The 16,431-nt window shown below is 49.0% G+C and carries 16 protein-coding genes; 3 read left to right on the plus strand and 13 right to left on the minus strand.

All coding sequences use genetic code 11. The features are described 5' to 3' along the window. Positions 1 to 2: 2 nt before the first annotated feature. The 6 genes from NMQ00_RS07960 to NMQ00_RS07985 form a co-directional block, all read right to left on the minus strand. Positions 3 to 926, minus strand: coding sequence for an AAA family ATPase (locus NMQ00_RS07960; RefSeq protein ID WP_255176251.1), 924 nt, complete (start codon positions 924 to 926; stop codon positions 3 to 5). Further along, entirely contained in the window at positions 923 to 1,696 is a 774-nt protein-coding gene (locus NMQ00_RS07965) for a hypothetical protein (RefSeq protein WP_255176252.1), read from the minus strand. The genes NMQ00_RS07960 and NMQ00_RS07965 overlap by 4 nt, the downstream gene beginning before the upstream one ends. Before the next feature lie 163 nt (positions 1,697 to 1,859). Next, positions 1,860 to 2,297, minus strand: a complete 438-nt coding sequence (locus tag NMQ00_RS07970) for a DUF3916 domain-containing protein (RefSeq protein ID WP_255176253.1) — start codon at positions 2,295 to 2,297, stop codon at positions 1,860 to 1,862. Positions 2,298 to 2,347: 50 nt separating this feature from the next. Then, complete coding sequence (locus NMQ00_RS07975; RefSeq protein WP_255176254.1) at positions 2,348 to 2,836, minus strand: DinB family protein; 489 nt, start codon at positions 2,834 to 2,836, stop codon at positions 2,348 to 2,350. Positions 2,837 to 2,945: 109 nt separating this feature from the next. Further along, entirely contained in the window at positions 2,946 to 3,539 is a 594-nt protein-coding gene (locus NMQ00_RS07980; protein WP_255176255.1) for an Imm64 family immunity protein, read from the minus strand. A 64-nt stretch (positions 3,540 to 3,603) separates the two neighbouring features. Continuing rightward, complete coding sequence (locus NMQ00_RS07985; protein WP_255176256.1) at positions 3,604 to 4,866, minus strand: NCS2 family permease; 1,263 nt, start codon at positions 4,864 to 4,866, stop codon at positions 3,604 to 3,606. 778 nt (positions 4,867 to 5,644) lie between these two features. Here NMQ00_RS07985 and NMQ00_RS07990 point away from each other — a divergent pair. The 3 genes from NMQ00_RS07990 to NMQ00_RS08000 are packed head-to-tail and all read left to right on the plus strand — an operon-like array spanning position 5,645 to position 8,038. Next, a complete protein-coding gene (locus NMQ00_RS07990; RefSeq protein WP_255176257.1) occupies positions 5,645 to 6,205 on the plus strand; it encodes a VanZ family protein in 561 nt (186 codons plus the stop codon). A 20-nt stretch (positions 6,206 to 6,225) separates the two neighbouring features. Continuing rightward, on the plus strand, positions 6,226 to 6,906 hold the full coding sequence (locus NMQ00_RS07995) for a response regulator transcription factor (protein ID WP_255176258.1): 681 nt from the start codon (positions 6,226 to 6,228) through the stop codon (positions 6,904 to 6,906). A gap of 28 nt (positions 6,907 to 6,934) precedes the next feature. After that, complete coding sequence (locus NMQ00_RS08000) at positions 6,935 to 8,038, plus strand: sensor histidine kinase (RefSeq protein ID WP_255176259.1); 1,104 nt, start codon at positions 6,935 to 6,937, stop codon at positions 8,036 to 8,038. A gap of 137 nt (positions 8,039 to 8,175) precedes the next feature. Here NMQ00_RS08000 and NMQ00_RS08005 read toward each other — a convergent pair whose 3' ends face one another. The 7 genes from NMQ00_RS08005 to NMQ00_RS08035 form a co-directional block, all read right to left on the minus strand. Next, entirely contained in the window at positions 8,176 to 9,681 is a 1,506-nt protein-coding gene (locus NMQ00_RS08005) for a PH domain-containing protein (protein ID WP_255176260.1), read from the minus strand. Then, positions 9,678 to 10,187 (minus strand): PH domain-containing protein, encoded by a 510-nt coding sequence (locus tag NMQ00_RS08010; protein WP_255176261.1) that lies wholly within the window; start codon positions 10,185 to 10,187, stop codon positions 9,678 to 9,680. The genes NMQ00_RS08005 and NMQ00_RS08010 overlap by 4 nt, the downstream gene beginning before the upstream one ends. A 74-nt stretch (positions 10,188 to 10,261) precedes the next feature. Next, positions 10,262 to 10,933: a WGR domain-containing protein gene (locus NMQ00_RS08015; protein WP_255176262.1), complete on the minus strand. Its 672-nt coding sequence runs from the start codon at positions 10,931 to 10,933 to the stop codon at positions 10,262 to 10,264. A 165-nt stretch (positions 10,934 to 11,098) separates the two neighbouring features. Continuing rightward, the gene (locus tag NMQ00_RS08020) at positions 11,099 to 12,520 is read right to left on the minus strand and encodes a glycoside hydrolase family 32 protein (protein ID WP_255176263.1); all 1,422 of its coding nucleotides are present in this window, start codon (positions 12,518 to 12,520) and stop codon (positions 11,099 to 11,101) included. Positions 12,521 to 12,538: 18 nt separating this feature from the next. After that, on the minus strand, positions 12,539 to 13,960 hold the full coding sequence (locus NMQ00_RS08025) for a sucrose-specific PTS transporter subunit IIBC (protein ID WP_255176264.1): 1,422 nt from the start codon (positions 13,958 to 13,960) through the stop codon (positions 12,539 to 12,541). A gap of 132 nt (positions 13,961 to 14,092) precedes the next feature. Beyond that, entirely contained in the window at positions 14,093 to 15,067 is a 975-nt protein-coding gene (locus tag NMQ00_RS08030; RefSeq protein WP_255176265.1) for a LacI family DNA-binding transcriptional regulator, read from the minus strand. 136 nt (positions 15,068 to 15,203) lie between these two features. After that, the gene (locus NMQ00_RS08035; RefSeq protein WP_255176266.1) at positions 15,204 to 16,298 is read right to left on the minus strand and encodes an FUSC family protein; all 1,095 of its coding nucleotides are present in this window, start codon (positions 16,296 to 16,298) and stop codon (positions 15,204 to 15,206) included. Positions 16,299 to 16,431: the final 133 nt, after the last annotated feature.

Below are 16,431 nucleotides of genomic sequence, written 5' to 3' on the forward strand. Positions count from 1 at the left end.
CCTCACACCTTCTCGACCGGGACGTCGACGCGCTCCAAGATGTCAGCGAGGATGGCCCGTTTCGAAGATTTCACGTCCCCTTCGAGTGTGAGCGTCAATCGGTGCGCAAGAACATGTATCGCGACAGCTTGGACATCCTCAGGCGTCACGAAACGGCGCTCCTCGATGTAGGCATACGCCTGAGACGCCTTGACGAGGGCGAGCGTCGCGCGAGGGCTGGCCCCGACTTCGACGAGCGGATGTTTTCGTGTCTCTTGGATGAGTGCGAGCAGATACGTGACGACATCTTCATGGACTCGGACATCCTCGGCTTCTCGCTGTGCCGCTAAAAACGTCTCGGACGACATGAGGGCATGGACGGCGTGGCGTGTCTTCGAAATCGTCTGTAGAATCAGTTGCCGTTCTTCCTCCGCTTCGGGATAGCCGACTTGGAGCGACATCAAGAAGCGGTCGAGCTGCGCATCCGGTAACGCGAATGTTCCCGCTGACTCGATTGGGTTTTGTGTCGCGATGACGAAGAAAGGTTCAGGCAATTTATATGTGACACCGCCGATTGAGACTTGCCGCTCCTCCATCGCTTCAAGCAAAGCAGATTGCGTCCGAGGTACGGCCCGATTGACCTCATCAATCAGCAAGATATTCGTGAAGATGGGCCCGGTCTTGTTCTCGAACGTCTGTGTCTGCACGTTGAAGAAGTCAGAGCCGATGATATCGGTCGGAAGCAGGTCGGCCGTGAACTGAATCCGTGTGAACTCGGCCTCGAAACTCTTCGCGATGCTTTTGGCGAGTAGTGTCTTCCCGGTACCTGGGACGTCTTCTAGCAGAATATGCCCGTCCGCGAGTAGCGCCGTGCAACAGAGGCGCGTGATTTCAGGCTTTCCAAGATAAATTCGGTCTAACTGGTCTAATACGCGTGTGATGGTCATGAGGTTGACTCCTTTTCTAAGCGAAGTAAATAGGCATCAAGCTGTTGTTTGAACGCTTCTTCACGTTGTGGCGTGATCTCGACTTTGTCATAACGAATTTCTAAGTAGCTCAGAAGTGAGGCATCGAGCTCGATGCGGCTCGCCCACGCGGACAACGTCTCGAAAGGACGTCGCTGTCGTTGTGGCGGGAGAGCTTGTTCGAATTGAATCAGATGTTGCCGTAACGGAGAATCCGGCAGCGGGTGAATCGAGCGTGTGGACTGCTCGAACGTTTCGTTTGGCTTTTGCCGTGAGTGATTCCCTTCCTCTGTCGGAACGGAACCACTCACTTTTTTGTTGAGACGTTGCCTACGCCACATCCATGCGCCGATCAACAGAAGGATTGCGCTAAAGATGTATGGGAACGGGGAAAGGCGATTGGCTTCGCTAGTGTATGGATTCCCATATGACGGAGACGAGTCATCCCGATCTCCTCTTGGTGTGCCGACTTCCTCATCCGATGGTCCAACAATGCTTCCACTTCCAGAAGACTTAAACTCAGAATCTTCGTCAGTGCCACCTCCGCACCAACGATTGGTATCGACCACTTCGATAATTCCAAACAACTTTCGCTTGTCGTGACAGTCCGTCACCCAGCTCGTGATGGGGCTCCCGGAAATGTCCAATTCTTTAAAGTATGTATATGTGACTTGACCTGAGAATGAAATGAGTGCGACAACCAGTAACGAAATCAAAACCGTGGATAGAAAAAGAGCTTTGGCCTTTCTCATGAAACAATCAGTCTGTGAATTTGTTGATTCGACCTCATCCAATCTCACGACTCCCTTCATTCATCGATTCCATTTAATCCTTATTTTGGAAAATGGATTTGAAAGGATTATAGCATATGGTTTGATAGAATATTCAGTTTTTTTCATAAAAAAAGTCGCCCGCTTATTGAACGAGCAACCATACTTCCCCGCTATGTGTGTAATCCTCGTTTTGAATCCGCTCATGGAATCGATATACCTCGTCGTCCGGGGACAGGTTGAGTCGCTGTAAGAATACGTGAGTGATCGGCAACGGCGTCCACGTCTGCTCAGACGTATTTCGTTCCATGAATGCCTTCAGTCGTGCGTCGCTTTCAAATACGAGAAGTTCGGACTGCCAAAGCGACGGTAGGTCAATCAAGACGACGACCCGGAATCGCTCCTCTTTTCGGAGACGTACGAGACGTGAAGAACCCTCCATCATCGCTTCGATGACGGAGCGCTGAATCCGGCTATTCTCTTCTATCGACAGCAAGAACGATTGATCAAGCGGGATTTTATTATGCGAATACCCGTTATGGAACGTCGTCGGAAACGAATGGGTCTGTTCATTGACATACATGCGTAACCGTTTCAGTCTTCGTCCGACACCCCGTATTTTCGTTCGTCTCTTCAAGACTTCGTCCCTAAGACCCCGTCGACTTGCTGCTGGTGGTGCCGGTCATGTTCGATGAAATCGGTGACGATATAGGCAAGCGTATACGAAACACCGTCATGCGGAGAATGGGTCGCCCCGTTTGCCGTCGTGTGCGCAGTCAACGTCTCTTGACGCAAGGACCGCAGTGTTTCAATGAGCGAACCTCGACTCGTTTTGGCTAATCGGAGCACCTTTTCTCCAGAGAGACGTTTCGCTTTTTGGGTCGCTCGCGCATTAAACGAGTCAAACTCGGGGAAAATCATCTCTTCCCCGTTCTTGACGGCCGGGATGATGACGTTCAGAAGATGATTGTCCCAATGGGCGATGTGAAGGACGATTGCTTTGATTGGCCATTTGTCGGTCGCAATCGATTTTTCCCACGTCGATTCATCCAATCCCGACAATGTGTTTAACCAGTCTATATAGGATGCAAACTCGTCGATGACATCTGAGGTTTTCGTCATAAAAGTATCCTCCTTCGGTTATAAGCTAAGAAAATTGTATCATGTTCCGGCCACTTAGCATTGAGCTTCGTCAATCAAGTAATGCTTGATAGAGGTGATCGAGCCTCACTTATGCATCTAACGGGATAGACCTCTTCATATTGGTTTGAGGAGTCATCCCGTCGATTGAAATTGAACCGTAAGTTACCGCCACGCCTTGTGGTGACGGGACCATAGAAAGAGGGAACGTATCCAACCAGTCCGCTGATGTCGGAAACGCATCAGGTGCCCAATCGAGCTCAAGTTCGTGCCCGGCAAGCGCGTACGAGAATGGCATATGGCGATACACGTCAACGAGCAGTCGTTCGATTTTCTGTGTGAACACGGGTCTCGATGCAGGGTGTGAGACGACATCATTCCACTTTATATCGATGAGAATCCCGACATAGGTGTCCATCTCTTGAAGGGACACGGTCATCGTCATGTCCACATCTCCAAAATAGTTGCTTCGTAAATGGATAGATCCGTAATGCCCGATCTGAGCAAAGTCGGTATCTGTCGTTGTCGTCCAACTAGTGCCCGCCTCATCCTGACTGTATGTCACGTTTAAAATTTCGCCACCGCTACTTAACAGTTCCGCACATACATGTTGAGCAAGTTCAGGTAACAGATAATGGCTCGGATAAGCCATCCCGATGGAAATGAATCCGCCTGCTTGATCCATTCAAACACCTCCTTTGTTTCATCATACAAAAAAAGCGGCACCGTATACACGGTACCGCCCTATCTTATAGCCAGACTGGTAAAGAAAAGAACACCAGAAACAATACGGTCAAGACACCAACGACCGGACTGAGCGACCGATAGCCTTTCTTGAACAAGACGATCATCGTATAGGCGATGAATCCGAGCCCGATGCCATCGACGATGGAATACGTGAACGGAATCATGATGATGACGAGAATCGCCGGGAAGGCATGCTCCCAATTGTCGAGCGGGAGATGCTTCACGTTCTGGAACATCATCATGCCGATGATGATCAACACCGGCGCAATCGCCGTCACCGGAATAATCGCGAATAGCGGCAACAACAAGAGCGAGACGACGTACAGGCCTGATGTGACGAACGAGGCGATGCCGCCCCGAGCGCCGACCGAGATGCCGGCCGCGACCTCGACCGTCGAGACGGTCGGGCTCGAGCCGAACATGGCACCGGCCATCGTTGACAACCCTTGGGCGACGAGCCCTTTCGGTGCGTCCGCATCCTTGCCAATGGCGCGCGTCTGATTCTGGATCAGGCTGATGTTCTCGATCAGCAAGACGAGCGTCAACACGCCGACGGCGACTAGGAAGATCGGTGACGCCGACTCGGCGAACGAGACGTTACCGAACACGGTGCCGAACGAGTCAAAGAACGGTGTGAGCGCGAACTCACCGGTCCAATCGAGCGTGCCCATGACGGCGCTCAAGCCGACCCCGAACGCGATCGTCCAGAGGAAACTGCTCGGCCCCATCTTCAAAAAGAGAAGGATGGCGACGAAGAGCGTCAGGAACGCGACCTGTACCGGCCGTTCCCCGAGATCTCCAATGTGAAGCAACGCCCCGCCACCGCCCGAGACGATCCCCGCCGCCTCGAGTCCGATCAAGATGAGGAACAGGCCGAGTCCGACCGTCAATCCGTCATGAATGATCGGTGGGAACGCGTTCGCCAGTTTCCGCGCCACCTTCGTCACCGTCAACAGGACGACGAGCGCCCCTGAGACGAACGAGACAGCGAGCGCGCCTTGCCAGCTCAGCCCCATCTGCAGGACGAGCGTGTACGTGAATAACGCGTTAATGCCCATCCCTGGTAACAGGAGCAGCGGCAAGTTGAACAGCCCTGCGATGAACGTTCCGATGATGCTTGTCAAAATCGCTCCGACGAGCGCTCCCTCGAACGGGAGTCCGGCTTGTGTCAAGATTGCCGCGTGAACGGCCGGGATGTATGCTGTCGCCAGAAAGTTCAGCACGCCCCCGTATGTTTCTGTTTTCCATTCTGTTTGTTTTGCCATAGGAATCAATCCTTTATTGGCACCCTCACCCACCCATGTGGTTATACACACGAGATTGATTATATCCTGTCTGACCTCTGACATACAAGCTATTATTGGTTCAAATCCATCTTTGGACCCAGTCATGAGACCTATTCGGACGAAAGGTTCAATTTCTAAAATAAGAACAAACGTTCTTGTTTTTAGCATCTTTTTTGAAGGGAATCTGCTATAATGAAGGAGCAGGTTAACGCAGCAATAGTGGGGTCAGCCGCCAAGTCCACAATGGAGGAAGGCGGTGGTGCGGATGGAACAACTATGGACCTGGGTCGGCGATTATGTGATCGTCCCGATCCTCGCTCCGATCATCGTTCATTTGGTTTTACACCAAACATCCGATCGTGCAACGTCTGAACGCACAAAAAAATGACCCCCTCGGCGCAATGAGATGGGTCACTTTCTGATTCACTAACCATTGTGGCGGCTGGGCCACTCTTGAAGTGGTAGCCTGTAAGCCAGAGGCCGGTGTGTCCAGCACCGGTCTCTTTCTACTTGCATCATACCATACTTGTTCCCATTTTTCAGTAACAGAAACGCGAAAACGGTGAAGTTGACGTGACGAATGGCAGTTGACCGTAAGACATCATTCGGAGATCAAGTTTCTTAGCCCGTTGTTCAACAGTTCGAGGCAGAGCGAAGCGCTTTGCCTTTTTTAGATTTCATTTATGACTCCTTTAAGAATTCTTTAAATCTGCCATCTACAATGAAGACAGTTCAAATTCTTAGGAGGTTCACAACCATGTATAATAAAGATTATTCAGTCATGTTCACAATCGAATCAGGGGTCGTTCTCATCCCGCTCGCAATTCTCGGTCTCATCACGTTACTCGTCTGGTCGTTTCGTAAGAAACATGTAAAAGTCGCGCAAACTCTTTTGCTTTTGTCATTCGGGATATACGTATTAGCTGTCCTTCACTTTGTCTTCTTCCCGATTGACGTCAATTTAGGAAAGTATGCGAACCAAGTACAATGGTGGAGAACGATTAATGTTATTCCGATTCTGACCATCGATGTGTATTCATTTGTGCTGAATGTCGTGATGTTCCTCCCGTTCGGCTGTTATCTTCCATTTTTAAAACCGTCGATCACGAAAAAAGAAGTACTTAAATTAGGATTTCAGTTTAGTCTGATCCTTGAACTGACTCAATTATTGGTGCGTACGACACTAGGCAGTGGACGAAGCACGGATGTGAATGATTTATTGGCAAATACGTTCGGAGCGCTCTTAGGGTTCTTACTCGTTCGCTTCGTCGTCCAATACGCCCCGTTCCGACGTTTATATCAGGCTTTCCAACTTTAATCAGCAAGGGAGTTTCAAGCATGACAAAAATCTTGTTAGTGGATGATGATGTCCAAATCGCAGAACTGATTGATGTGTATGTAAAGAATGACGGGTATCTCACGACGCTGGCGACCGACGGGGAAATGGCGCTTGCCTTGTTCAACCAAGAATCGTTTGACTTAATCATTTTAGATTGGATGATGCCTCGGATGGACGGGCTTGAGTTTTGTAAGCGGGTGCGCCAGACGAGTCAAATTCCAATCTTAATGGTCAGTGCCAAAGTGGGTGATCTGGATAAGATATTGGGATTGACGACAGGGGTCGATGACTACATCATCAAACCGTTCAATCCGCTCGAGTTGATGGCACGTGTTAAAGCATTGCTGCGCCGTTCAAACTATAATCGACCAAGCGAGTCCCCAAGTGTACAAGCTGGCCCATTCCTCATCGATCGAGCCAGTCACACCGTCACGATGCAAGAACAGACGATTCGATTGACGGCACGGGAATTTGAGATTTTGTATTTACTGGCGAAACATAAAGGCCGGGTCTATAGCTCTGAAGAGATATTTGAGACTGTCTGGCAAGAGCATGGCGTCGGGTCGAATCAGACGGTGATGGTTCATATCAGTAACATCCGCGAGAAATTACATGCTGTCGTGCCACATGAAGTCATCATTCATACGGTGTGGGGAGTGGGATATAAAATTGAGACATAATATATGGCGCGTCATAACGTTCGTCCCGATGTGGAAACGTCTGCTGTATGTGCTGATTGCGTTTGGGGTCGCCACCCTGAGCGGTGTTCTGTTACTGCCTGCCGTCTGGTACTTTGAAGAGTCATCACGATTTGTGGAGAGTCTGATCATCGTGTTGTCGTATTTCCGTGAAGGTGTGTTCTTCCTGTTTTATAGTTTGATGGTCGCCGTTTGTCTTGTGTTGATTTATCAATATGAGCGTAAACGGTATTTACAGTTTCACATTGAGCGGATGACGTCATTTGTCGAAGAACTCCACGCCGACCGTGATTCGGTTGAACAACCTGTCCCGCCAGAGCTAGAACGATTGATGGCAACCGTACGCGCCATCTCCGACAGTGCGGCAAAAGCGGAGCAGGAAGTGCTTCAAGCGGATCGTTTGAAACACGAGCTCGTGACGAACGTCGCCCACGACTTGCGCTCCCCGCTCACGTCGATCACGGGTTATCTTGACTTGATTCACAACGACCGTTACCGGGACGAGGTGGAATTGCGTCATTACATCCACGTCATTCATGAGAACGCGACCCATCTGAAAGGCTTGATTAACGATATCTTTGACTATACATTTCTACAAAACGACCGAATCGCCCTACAGACAAGTGAGGTCCGTCTCGATGAATTGCTCAATCAGCTCATCATGCAGTCGACGTTACGTCTCTCGGAAGTTGGAATGGAAGCTCGATTCAGCTCCTCAGCCGAACGGCCCATCGTTGAAGGCGATGCGTTGAAGCTCGTCTGTGTGTTCGAGAATATACTCGAAAATGCGATTCGTTACGGGCGTGACGGAACGTATATCGATACGTTCATGGAAGATACGGATGAAGCGGTTCTTATCAACATGACAAATTACGGCGAGGAAGCCATCCCCTCACGTGACATCCCTTACGTGTTTGAGCGATTTTTTAGAGTGGAAAAGTCACGCGCGCATTACACCGGTGGATCAGGTCTCGGTCTCGCTATTGCCAAATCCATCATCGACTTACATGAGGGCGAGATTCACGTAAGTAGTCAACCGAGGAAAACGACGTTCACAATCATTCTCCCAAAAGCCTCTCCTAATGCTGCACATGAAAAAGCGTGGCCCGTGTGACCTACACGTACCACGCTTTTTCGCATTTACATAATAGCTTATCGACTTCAAGCGTATGTCGGAGCGAGCGCCTCGAACCGATTTTAAAAGACGAGCCCACTCGCGTGATGCGATTGGGCTCGTCGATAATCGGGCCGTTAGTCCGGTGTTTTCATATCTTCCTCTACCGTATAGCGAGAGAACCACTTCAACATGGCTTCTGCCTCTTGTTTCGGGATGTCCTCGATCATCTCATTCGATAACAAGCCACCCCGGGTCGAGAACAGGACGTTACATACATCGAAACGGCGTTGGAGCGGCGTCTGTGTCACTTGGACCTGTTCGATCCGCGGCTTGTCCGTCAAGAATGAACTGACGTTGAAAGCCCCGGTCCGCAGCTCGATGAACTGACCATTGCGAGCGTAACGCGTCGTCATATAGCTCAACAGGCGACCGCCGATGATGATGGCCCACAGTAGGAGGAGCCACCAGGCATAATCGCGGAAGAAATACAGAACGACACCCGAGACGATGAGTCCGACCCAGCTGATGCGTAGCAGTTTGACCCAAAGCGAACGCTTCGGCAGACGATGGAGCGCGTCAGACCAGACGAACTGGCCAAAGTGCTCGTTCAACACATTCATCGCCCGCTCCCGTTTCACGAACGGGAGGATGGTCGACGACTCGTCTTTCAACTCGTCCATCGTCCCGGCTGCGACGAGTTCGACGCCGACGATATTGAACCAGCGTCTGATGAACGTTTCCTTGATCCGGACCGCTTGAATCTTTTCGTACGGGATTTCTTTGGCGGAACGGTTGAGCAGGCCCTTCTCGACCCGGATTCGGTCGCCGCGTCGTTCGAGACGGAAGTTCCCGTACTTCAAGAAGTTGATGACCATGCCGATGACGACCGACAACATAAGGACCGACAAGACGAGTAGGCCGATGGCAATGATTGACGCGTGGACGACCCAGTCGCCGATCGTATCGAACGTCCCGTCGAGATTGATGAAGTCATCGATGGACGAGATGATCGTCGAGGCGACCGGGAAGATCGCGAACACCGACAATGATGTCAGCGAGGCGATGATGATCTCTCGGGTCGAGAGGGCGTACAACAAACGGCTCGCTGGTTTTTCAATCACCACCGGTTGAGCTGTCGTGTCCGTCTCCCCTTCCACAGGTGCATCGGTCTCAGTCTTCCGGTGACGGACCTGATCGAGGATGTCCTCGAGACGCTTCGCCTCGTTCGGGAAGACGCCCGCCAATTTAAACGAGGCGTCGTCACTGTTCGCGTTTGTATCGAACGTCAATTCGACGACCCCGAGCAACCGGTACAAGAACGGGCTGTTCGAGTGGACGCTCTGAATCTTATAAAGAGGAAGTGATTTCTCTTTTTTGATCCAGTTGCCGTCGATGACATATACCGTCTTCTCGTCGAGCGCATAGCGGAAGTTGAGCCAACCGAAGAACTTCTGCAAGATATCGAGCAAGAGGAACAGCAGAATCCCGACGCGGAGGATGATGCCGAACGTTGAGCTCCAGTCGTTGTTGATGACGAACAATAACACGAGTGGGATGATAAACGACTTGATGACCTCTAAGACACGTAACAGCAAAACGCGACTCGGCAGCCGATGCCACGTGAGGGCGGCTTCCGTCATACGACATCCTCCTCCTCGATGCGGGCGTAGACCGCGATTTGTTCTCGAAGCGACTTCGCGAACGATTCTTCGATCGCATAGATGTCGTGCGAACCGGCGGCCGTTCCGATTGTGATCGTCTGCAAGCCGTACTTTCGTAGCAACGGGCCTTGCTGGGCGTGGACGTATTGCACTTTCGTCATCGGAATCAACACGTCGTGCGTCGTGATGATGCCGTGATGCAAACGAATCTCGAGCGGCTTTACATCATACGTGAACCGTTCTTGCTTCCACTTTTGGAAGACGACGATGTCGATCACACTATAGATGAGATCGATGGCGAGCAGGACGTACATCGTATATTGGAGCCATGTCGGCCAGTCAAAATAAAGCGCGGCCGCGACGAGCCCTCCTGTGATGACGAGGCCGATGAGATAAAAGATGGCGCTCGACAGTCGGAAGACGGCGCGTGCCTCGATCGGCAATGTGCCGCTGAATGATGTCGGTGTTGTTTCTATGTCTGACATTGGTGTTTCCTCCTAACGATTCGGAGCATGTGTCCGTTCTACCTCTAGTATACGGCGCGCTCCCTAAAAAAGTTTCAAATTGAGGTCGGGAAACTGTTCAACTGCACGCTCATCGATTCAAACCGCGGTCGGTCTTCTGGTTCGACTTGCTGGATAAGGCGGTCGAGTGCGGCGACACCTTCCTCCTGTAGCGCAGCGTCTAGATGACCGGTCAGTTTAATCGACGCGAACGCACTCGACATGACGGCGACGTCACAGTCAAAGCCGTATTCATATGTCGCCCAGTCGTCAGGGCTCGACACATCTCGCTCCATCCAGCCCGAAACGATGTCGTACGCACCGACGAGGAAGTCGATGTCCCGATCTTTTCGGATTGCGTCCTCGAACATCACGAGCACGTCGGCACCTTCATCGCTCCCGAATGGACTGTATTCATCCGTGCAGTCCAAATAATAGTCATCTTGGAAATGAGCATTGAACCGAGGATGTGCCGTGAGTCGGTCCGGTCCGACTTCCGGGTCATCGACATACATCAAGTCGTCCCACTCAATATCGGTCTCGACGTACCCTTTCCGGAGTTTCTGACGAATCAGCTTTTGCGCTTCTTTGCGGCAGATATCCTCGGATTCGAAATACTTAATTTGAACTTTACCAATCGTCCCGAGCTTTCCGTAATGGACGGCAAACGAGTCGGAACCGACGCGGATGTTCCAAAATTTAGAGCTATGCAGTAAGAATGTTTTCATGATTCCTCCGTAGCACGATGATTTGTAGTTCCTTTCATTATGAATGAAGTGGACAAAGAATAAAACTTGGGTTCACCGATGTCCTAAGGTAGTGATGGTTCTTACGAACGGCTTGAATCATATAAAAAAACGTATCTGATTTTTAATCAGATACGTCTCTATACACTAACTGTGGAGTACCCACATGTTGACGTGACACGAGACTCCGTCTTGCAGCAAGATGCCTGTTCGCTCGTCGGGAAAGAACCGTGTCGTAAACGTCGTTGAACCATCGTTTATAAACACTTCAATCGATGATTGATCGATAATGACGTGCAGCTTCGTCAATTCATCGAGTTGGCATTGTCTCACTTCATCCATTCCGGTTTTTAGATGGCGTCTCTTCAACGTAAATCGCTTTGTCTGTTTATTGTAGCTAAGGAACACCTCATCATGAAAATTGAGCGTAAAACAATCGTTGCCCTCGTCTGCGGGTTCGATCATTAGTTCAAGGGTGCCCGATTGAGAATAGGGAATCGTCATTCCGTTCAGCAAATTCCCCTCCCATTTACGTGAGGATCTCATTTCGCTCAACTCTCGCACTGGTGACTGAAGGAGGTTGTGCCCATTCCATCTCAGTTCTCTTGGTATCGTCAACGCATGTACCCAACCATTATGAATCGTGGGATGATAAGCTTCGGTTTCATCACTCATACCCATCCAAGCGATTAAGATGCGACGCCCATCTGGCAGTTTATATGATTGAGGGGCATAAAAATCGAATCCATGATCTAGTTCTCTAAATGGGCCAAACGGCTGTTCAAGATCGACTTGATTGTTTGAACTGACAACATACCCAGATTGAAATAGATTGTGAAAGGACAATCCGATTGGCTCCATCCCTTGGGGCGACATCATCAAAATGTTTTGTTCCCCATAATCTATAAGATCTGGACATTCCCACATGTATCCCATCTCAACAACTCCATCAATCGTTGTCTCATCGATGACACGATTCAGTGACCAATCATATAAATTATCTGACTTGTAGGAGACGACCGCCCCGCTTCCCGACTCGGTTTGGGCTCCAATCAACATGATCCAGGCATCATCTTGACGTACGACTTTAGGATCGCGGAAGTGGGCCGTGTACCCTTTAGGCAAATAGACGACCGGTCCTTGCTTATGAAAGCTAACTCCGTCATCAGAAATGGCCAGACACTGATACGTTTCCCGCCCATTGCTCGATTTGACGTTTCCTGTATAGAACAAATATAGTCTTTCGTTCCAAACCACGGCACTTCCTGAGTAGCAGCCATTTTTTTCGTACCATTCAACTGGTGCAAGAGCAGGTGGTTGCAACTTCCACTTTAATAGATTTGTCGAAATGGCATGTCCCCAAAATTTCGCCCCATGTGATGTTTCGAACGGATTCCATTGGAAGAATAGATGATAGTTTCCTTTGAAGAAGACTAATCCGTTAGGGTCATTGATTAATCCTGATGGCGCATCGAGGTGAAACGTTAGTCGATGTGGATCTTTATCATCATCTCGTTTAGCCAACTCTTCCTGTACTGCTTGGCGCATGCTTTGCTCTCTGTCTGTCATGCGTAATCTCCTTTCAAGTTATGCACTCATTTTCGTCTCTGTCTCAAGCTCTTTCTTCATTTGATCTGAATAGCCAAACATCCACGTCAATACAAAGGCAACCGCAATGGCGACGATATTGACGAGAAGGTAAAGCAATACTTGTCCATTCAAGTAAAGAAGTGTCCCCGGAATCACTGTCACAGCCATCCCTGTTGCTTTTAATCCGAATAGAGAAGCTAGGAAACCTCCAGCAGCACCACCGATCAACCCCATAACAAACGGTTTACCATAGCGAAGATTAACCCCGAAAATCGCAGGTTCAGTGATACCAAGAAATGCTGAGAATGATGAAGGAAGCGCTAGGGCTTTCAATTTCTTCGATTTGGTCTTCAATCCGACTGCTAACGCGGCACCTCCTTGAGCGGCAACCGAACAAGTGACGATCGCATTGTAAGGATTAGATTTGTACTCGGCGAGCAATTGGATTTCCAACATGTTAAAGACGTGATGAACGCCAGTAATGACAATTAATTGGTTCAGTCCTCCAATGATGAGGCCACTAATTCCAAAAGGCCAACTCAATACGGTCGTAGCAGCATCTAAAATGACCTGTTCTACAGAATGGAAGATTGGACCTACCACTAGAAGTGACACGACAATCATAATTAACAGCGTCATGAAAGGTGTGATGATGAGGTCTAACGTTTCAGGAACCCGGGTGCGAATTCGCCGCTCCAATTTTGCACCTAATATACCAGCTATAAATGCTGGTAAAACCGAACCTTGATATCCGACGACAGGTATCCAATCGAACAACATGATCGCCTCTGCATCACCACTTGCTACAGCGTATGCGTTAGGCAAGGATGGTGAGACAAGCATCAACCCTAAAACCATACCGATAATCGGGGTGCCACCGAACACTCGGAACGTCGACCAAGCGATCAAAGCTGGTAAAAAGATAAATGCGGTATCTGTAAGAACTTGCGTAAACAGTAGGAAGTTTTGGGGGACAGAATCAGGCGTTACTCCAAACCAAGCGAGAACCTCTTCTTGGAGCAATAATCCTCGTAACCCCATGAACAACCCAGTAGCCACAAGTACTGGGATAATCGGGACAAACACGTCACCAAAAGTTCGAATGGCTTGCTGGAAGCGACTACTCTTTTGAACGGCTGCATGTTTCATGTCGGAAGATGAAGAATCATTTAATCCTAGTTGTACTATCTCTTCATAGATTCGATTCACAGTACCTGTTCCTAAAATGACTTGAAATTGTCCGGCATTGTAGAACGCGCCTTTAACTTTTTCAACGTTCTCAACTTTAGCTTGATCGACCTGATTGATATCTTTTACCATGAATCGGAGCCGTGTCGCACAATGTGCCACAGACTCCACATTCTCTTGGCCACCGATAGCAACCAAAATTTCTTCCGCGATTGAACGATTAGTTGACATATAGCTCTCCCCTTTCTGAAATTGTGGAATCGATTCCACATAGTATAAAAAAATATGGAATCGATTCCCTATCGCGTTAAAAAAAGATGCAATCGACTTTGAAAACGATTACATCAATTAATATAACATCCTCTATTCAAGAAGTCTATGAGAAATTACTTTCGTCGAGATGGTCTTCTTTCCTTCAATTTGTGTCAGTAACAACTCTGCTGCACTTTTCCCCGCTTCTTCAATTGGGAAATCGATAGTCAACAAAGAAGGAATGACATATCTCGAAAGTTCAGATGTACCCATTCCCGCTAAGAGGACTTCTTTAGGGACTTCAATTTGTTTATGTTTCAAGTACTCGAAAGCCCCTACAGCAAGACGATCCGTAGCGGCAATAACGACATCTGGATGGCCAAGCCCTGCTTCTATGATTACCTTCATTCCGTCTTGACCAGACTTTATATCAAATGTGCCACTCCAATCCCATTCAAGTGGAAGTTGAATGTTTGCATCTTCCAGGGCACTTCGCACGCCTCCTCTACGCATGACACCAACCGAATAGTCAGTATCGGCTACACCTAAATAAGCAATTTTTTTATGCCCATTCTCAATTAACTTGTTAGTCAATTCTTTGGCGGCTGAAAAATCATCGAACACCACGTTATACATTTCAGGATAAGGTTGTCCGACTACAACGTTTGGAACGTTGGTTTCTTTTAAAACGTTTTGCAATTCATTACTGACATGAGTTGCCGATAAAATAATACCGTCGACGTTTCTACTTTTTAGCAACCTCAAAGATTCTGTTTCTTTTTCAATCGATAAATTCGTATTGACCAATAAGATTTGATACCCTTTGGCCGCGAGAACGTCATCAATACCTTTTACAAGTCGGCTCGATGTTTCTGTACTTATTTTGGGAAGAACGACACCTACTACTTTTGATTTTTTAGTTCGTAGCGACTTGGCACTTTCACTTGGAACATAACCGGTCTCTTCGATTACTTTCAATACCCGGAGACGAGCGGCTTCACTCACATAACCAGAGTCATTTAATACGCGAGAAACCGTTGTTCTTGATACCCCAGCTTTTGACGCAATTTCATTTATGGTTGCCATCGTTTTACACCTCATTAATACCGCTGTTCTTTATTAGTTTACTGTTTTTCTAGCATATTTGATACCTCCCAACAGTATCTTTTAATCAAATGAAAGGGACCCAATCAACTTCTTGATTTGGTCCCTCCTTGTCATGTTATCGGTCTTCAAAGAACCATTTCTTACGCGGTTCCACTTTCAAGTTGTCCCCGTGTTTCTTCATCTCGGTGATGAGGTAACGTTCGAGTTCGTTCATTGCCTTGACCCAGTCTGTCATCGTCGCGACGAGCGGGACGACGGTCAAGATAAGGTCCTCCTCTTCATCCCGCATCTTCTCGATCATCAGCTTCGCGAAGTCGAAGTTCTCATGGATCAGATCCTCTTCTCGGTCGATGATGTGCTCGTTCTCGAGTTCATACGCTGAAAACAAGCGCTCATGTCGTCTGAGCAAATGCCGCATATGACGCATCAGTTCGTCCTCAAGCTGCGGTGGTAAATGTTCGAGCGTCAAATAATCACCGTATAGCTTGTCGAGCACGTGGATGGCGGCACTGTTCGTATCGATCATCTTCGACTTCAAGACCGCCCGGCGATAAATCGGCGTCTTTTTCTCGAGCCAACGGTTGGCTTTAATCTCTTCTTCAAAGAAGTCGTATGTCGCTTTTGAGCCTCTATGTTTCTTTTTCGTCTCCTCAAGTGACTCGAACGACGAGCGTCCCCCTTCTGTTTCCGAGAACAGACGGGCAATACGGACGGCCATTTGGAAGACGGTCGTAATCTCATCCTCAAGCTTTCGCTCATAACGCGGCGGGAACAAGAGCGCGTTGACGAGAAGCGCCACCGTGATCCCCATCATGATGAGCAAGTAACGTTCTCCGGCGAACATCCAGACGGGCATGTCCGATTGGCTCGCCCCTTCCATGATCAGAATCGTCGTCAAGATGACGGTCCGGGTCGTCGACTCGAGGTTCAAGAAGAGAAGGATCGAGATGGCGATGATGATGACGACGCCAATGGCGATCGGCGTCGGGTTCGGCGTCAACATTAACGAGAAGACGGCGAGCAAAGCCCCGATCAAGTTCCCTTTTAGTTCTTCTAGTAGCCGGACTCCCGTCTGATAGACGGACGGTAATAACGCGAGCGAGGCCGCTAGCGCCGGTACGACAATCTGTTCAAATTGAAATGCCTCGGCGATGAGTAACACCAAGGCGACGGATATCCCGGTCTTGATTGTTCTAGCTCCAAATCTCATGCGGTGTCGACAACGAAGTGTCTTCCTCCCTTATACACGTCTTAACTTTTTGTATCCCACTTGCCATGCCCTGAAACCTCATAACATTTCAAGCCGTTGTCCCCTGTTTCGAGAGCGCTTCCGTGGTATGATG

The organism is Exiguobacterium aurantiacum (assembly GCF_024362205.1).
GTDB lineage: Bacteria > Bacillota > Bacilli > Exiguobacteriales > Exiguobacteriaceae > Exiguobacterium > Exiguobacterium aurantiacum_B.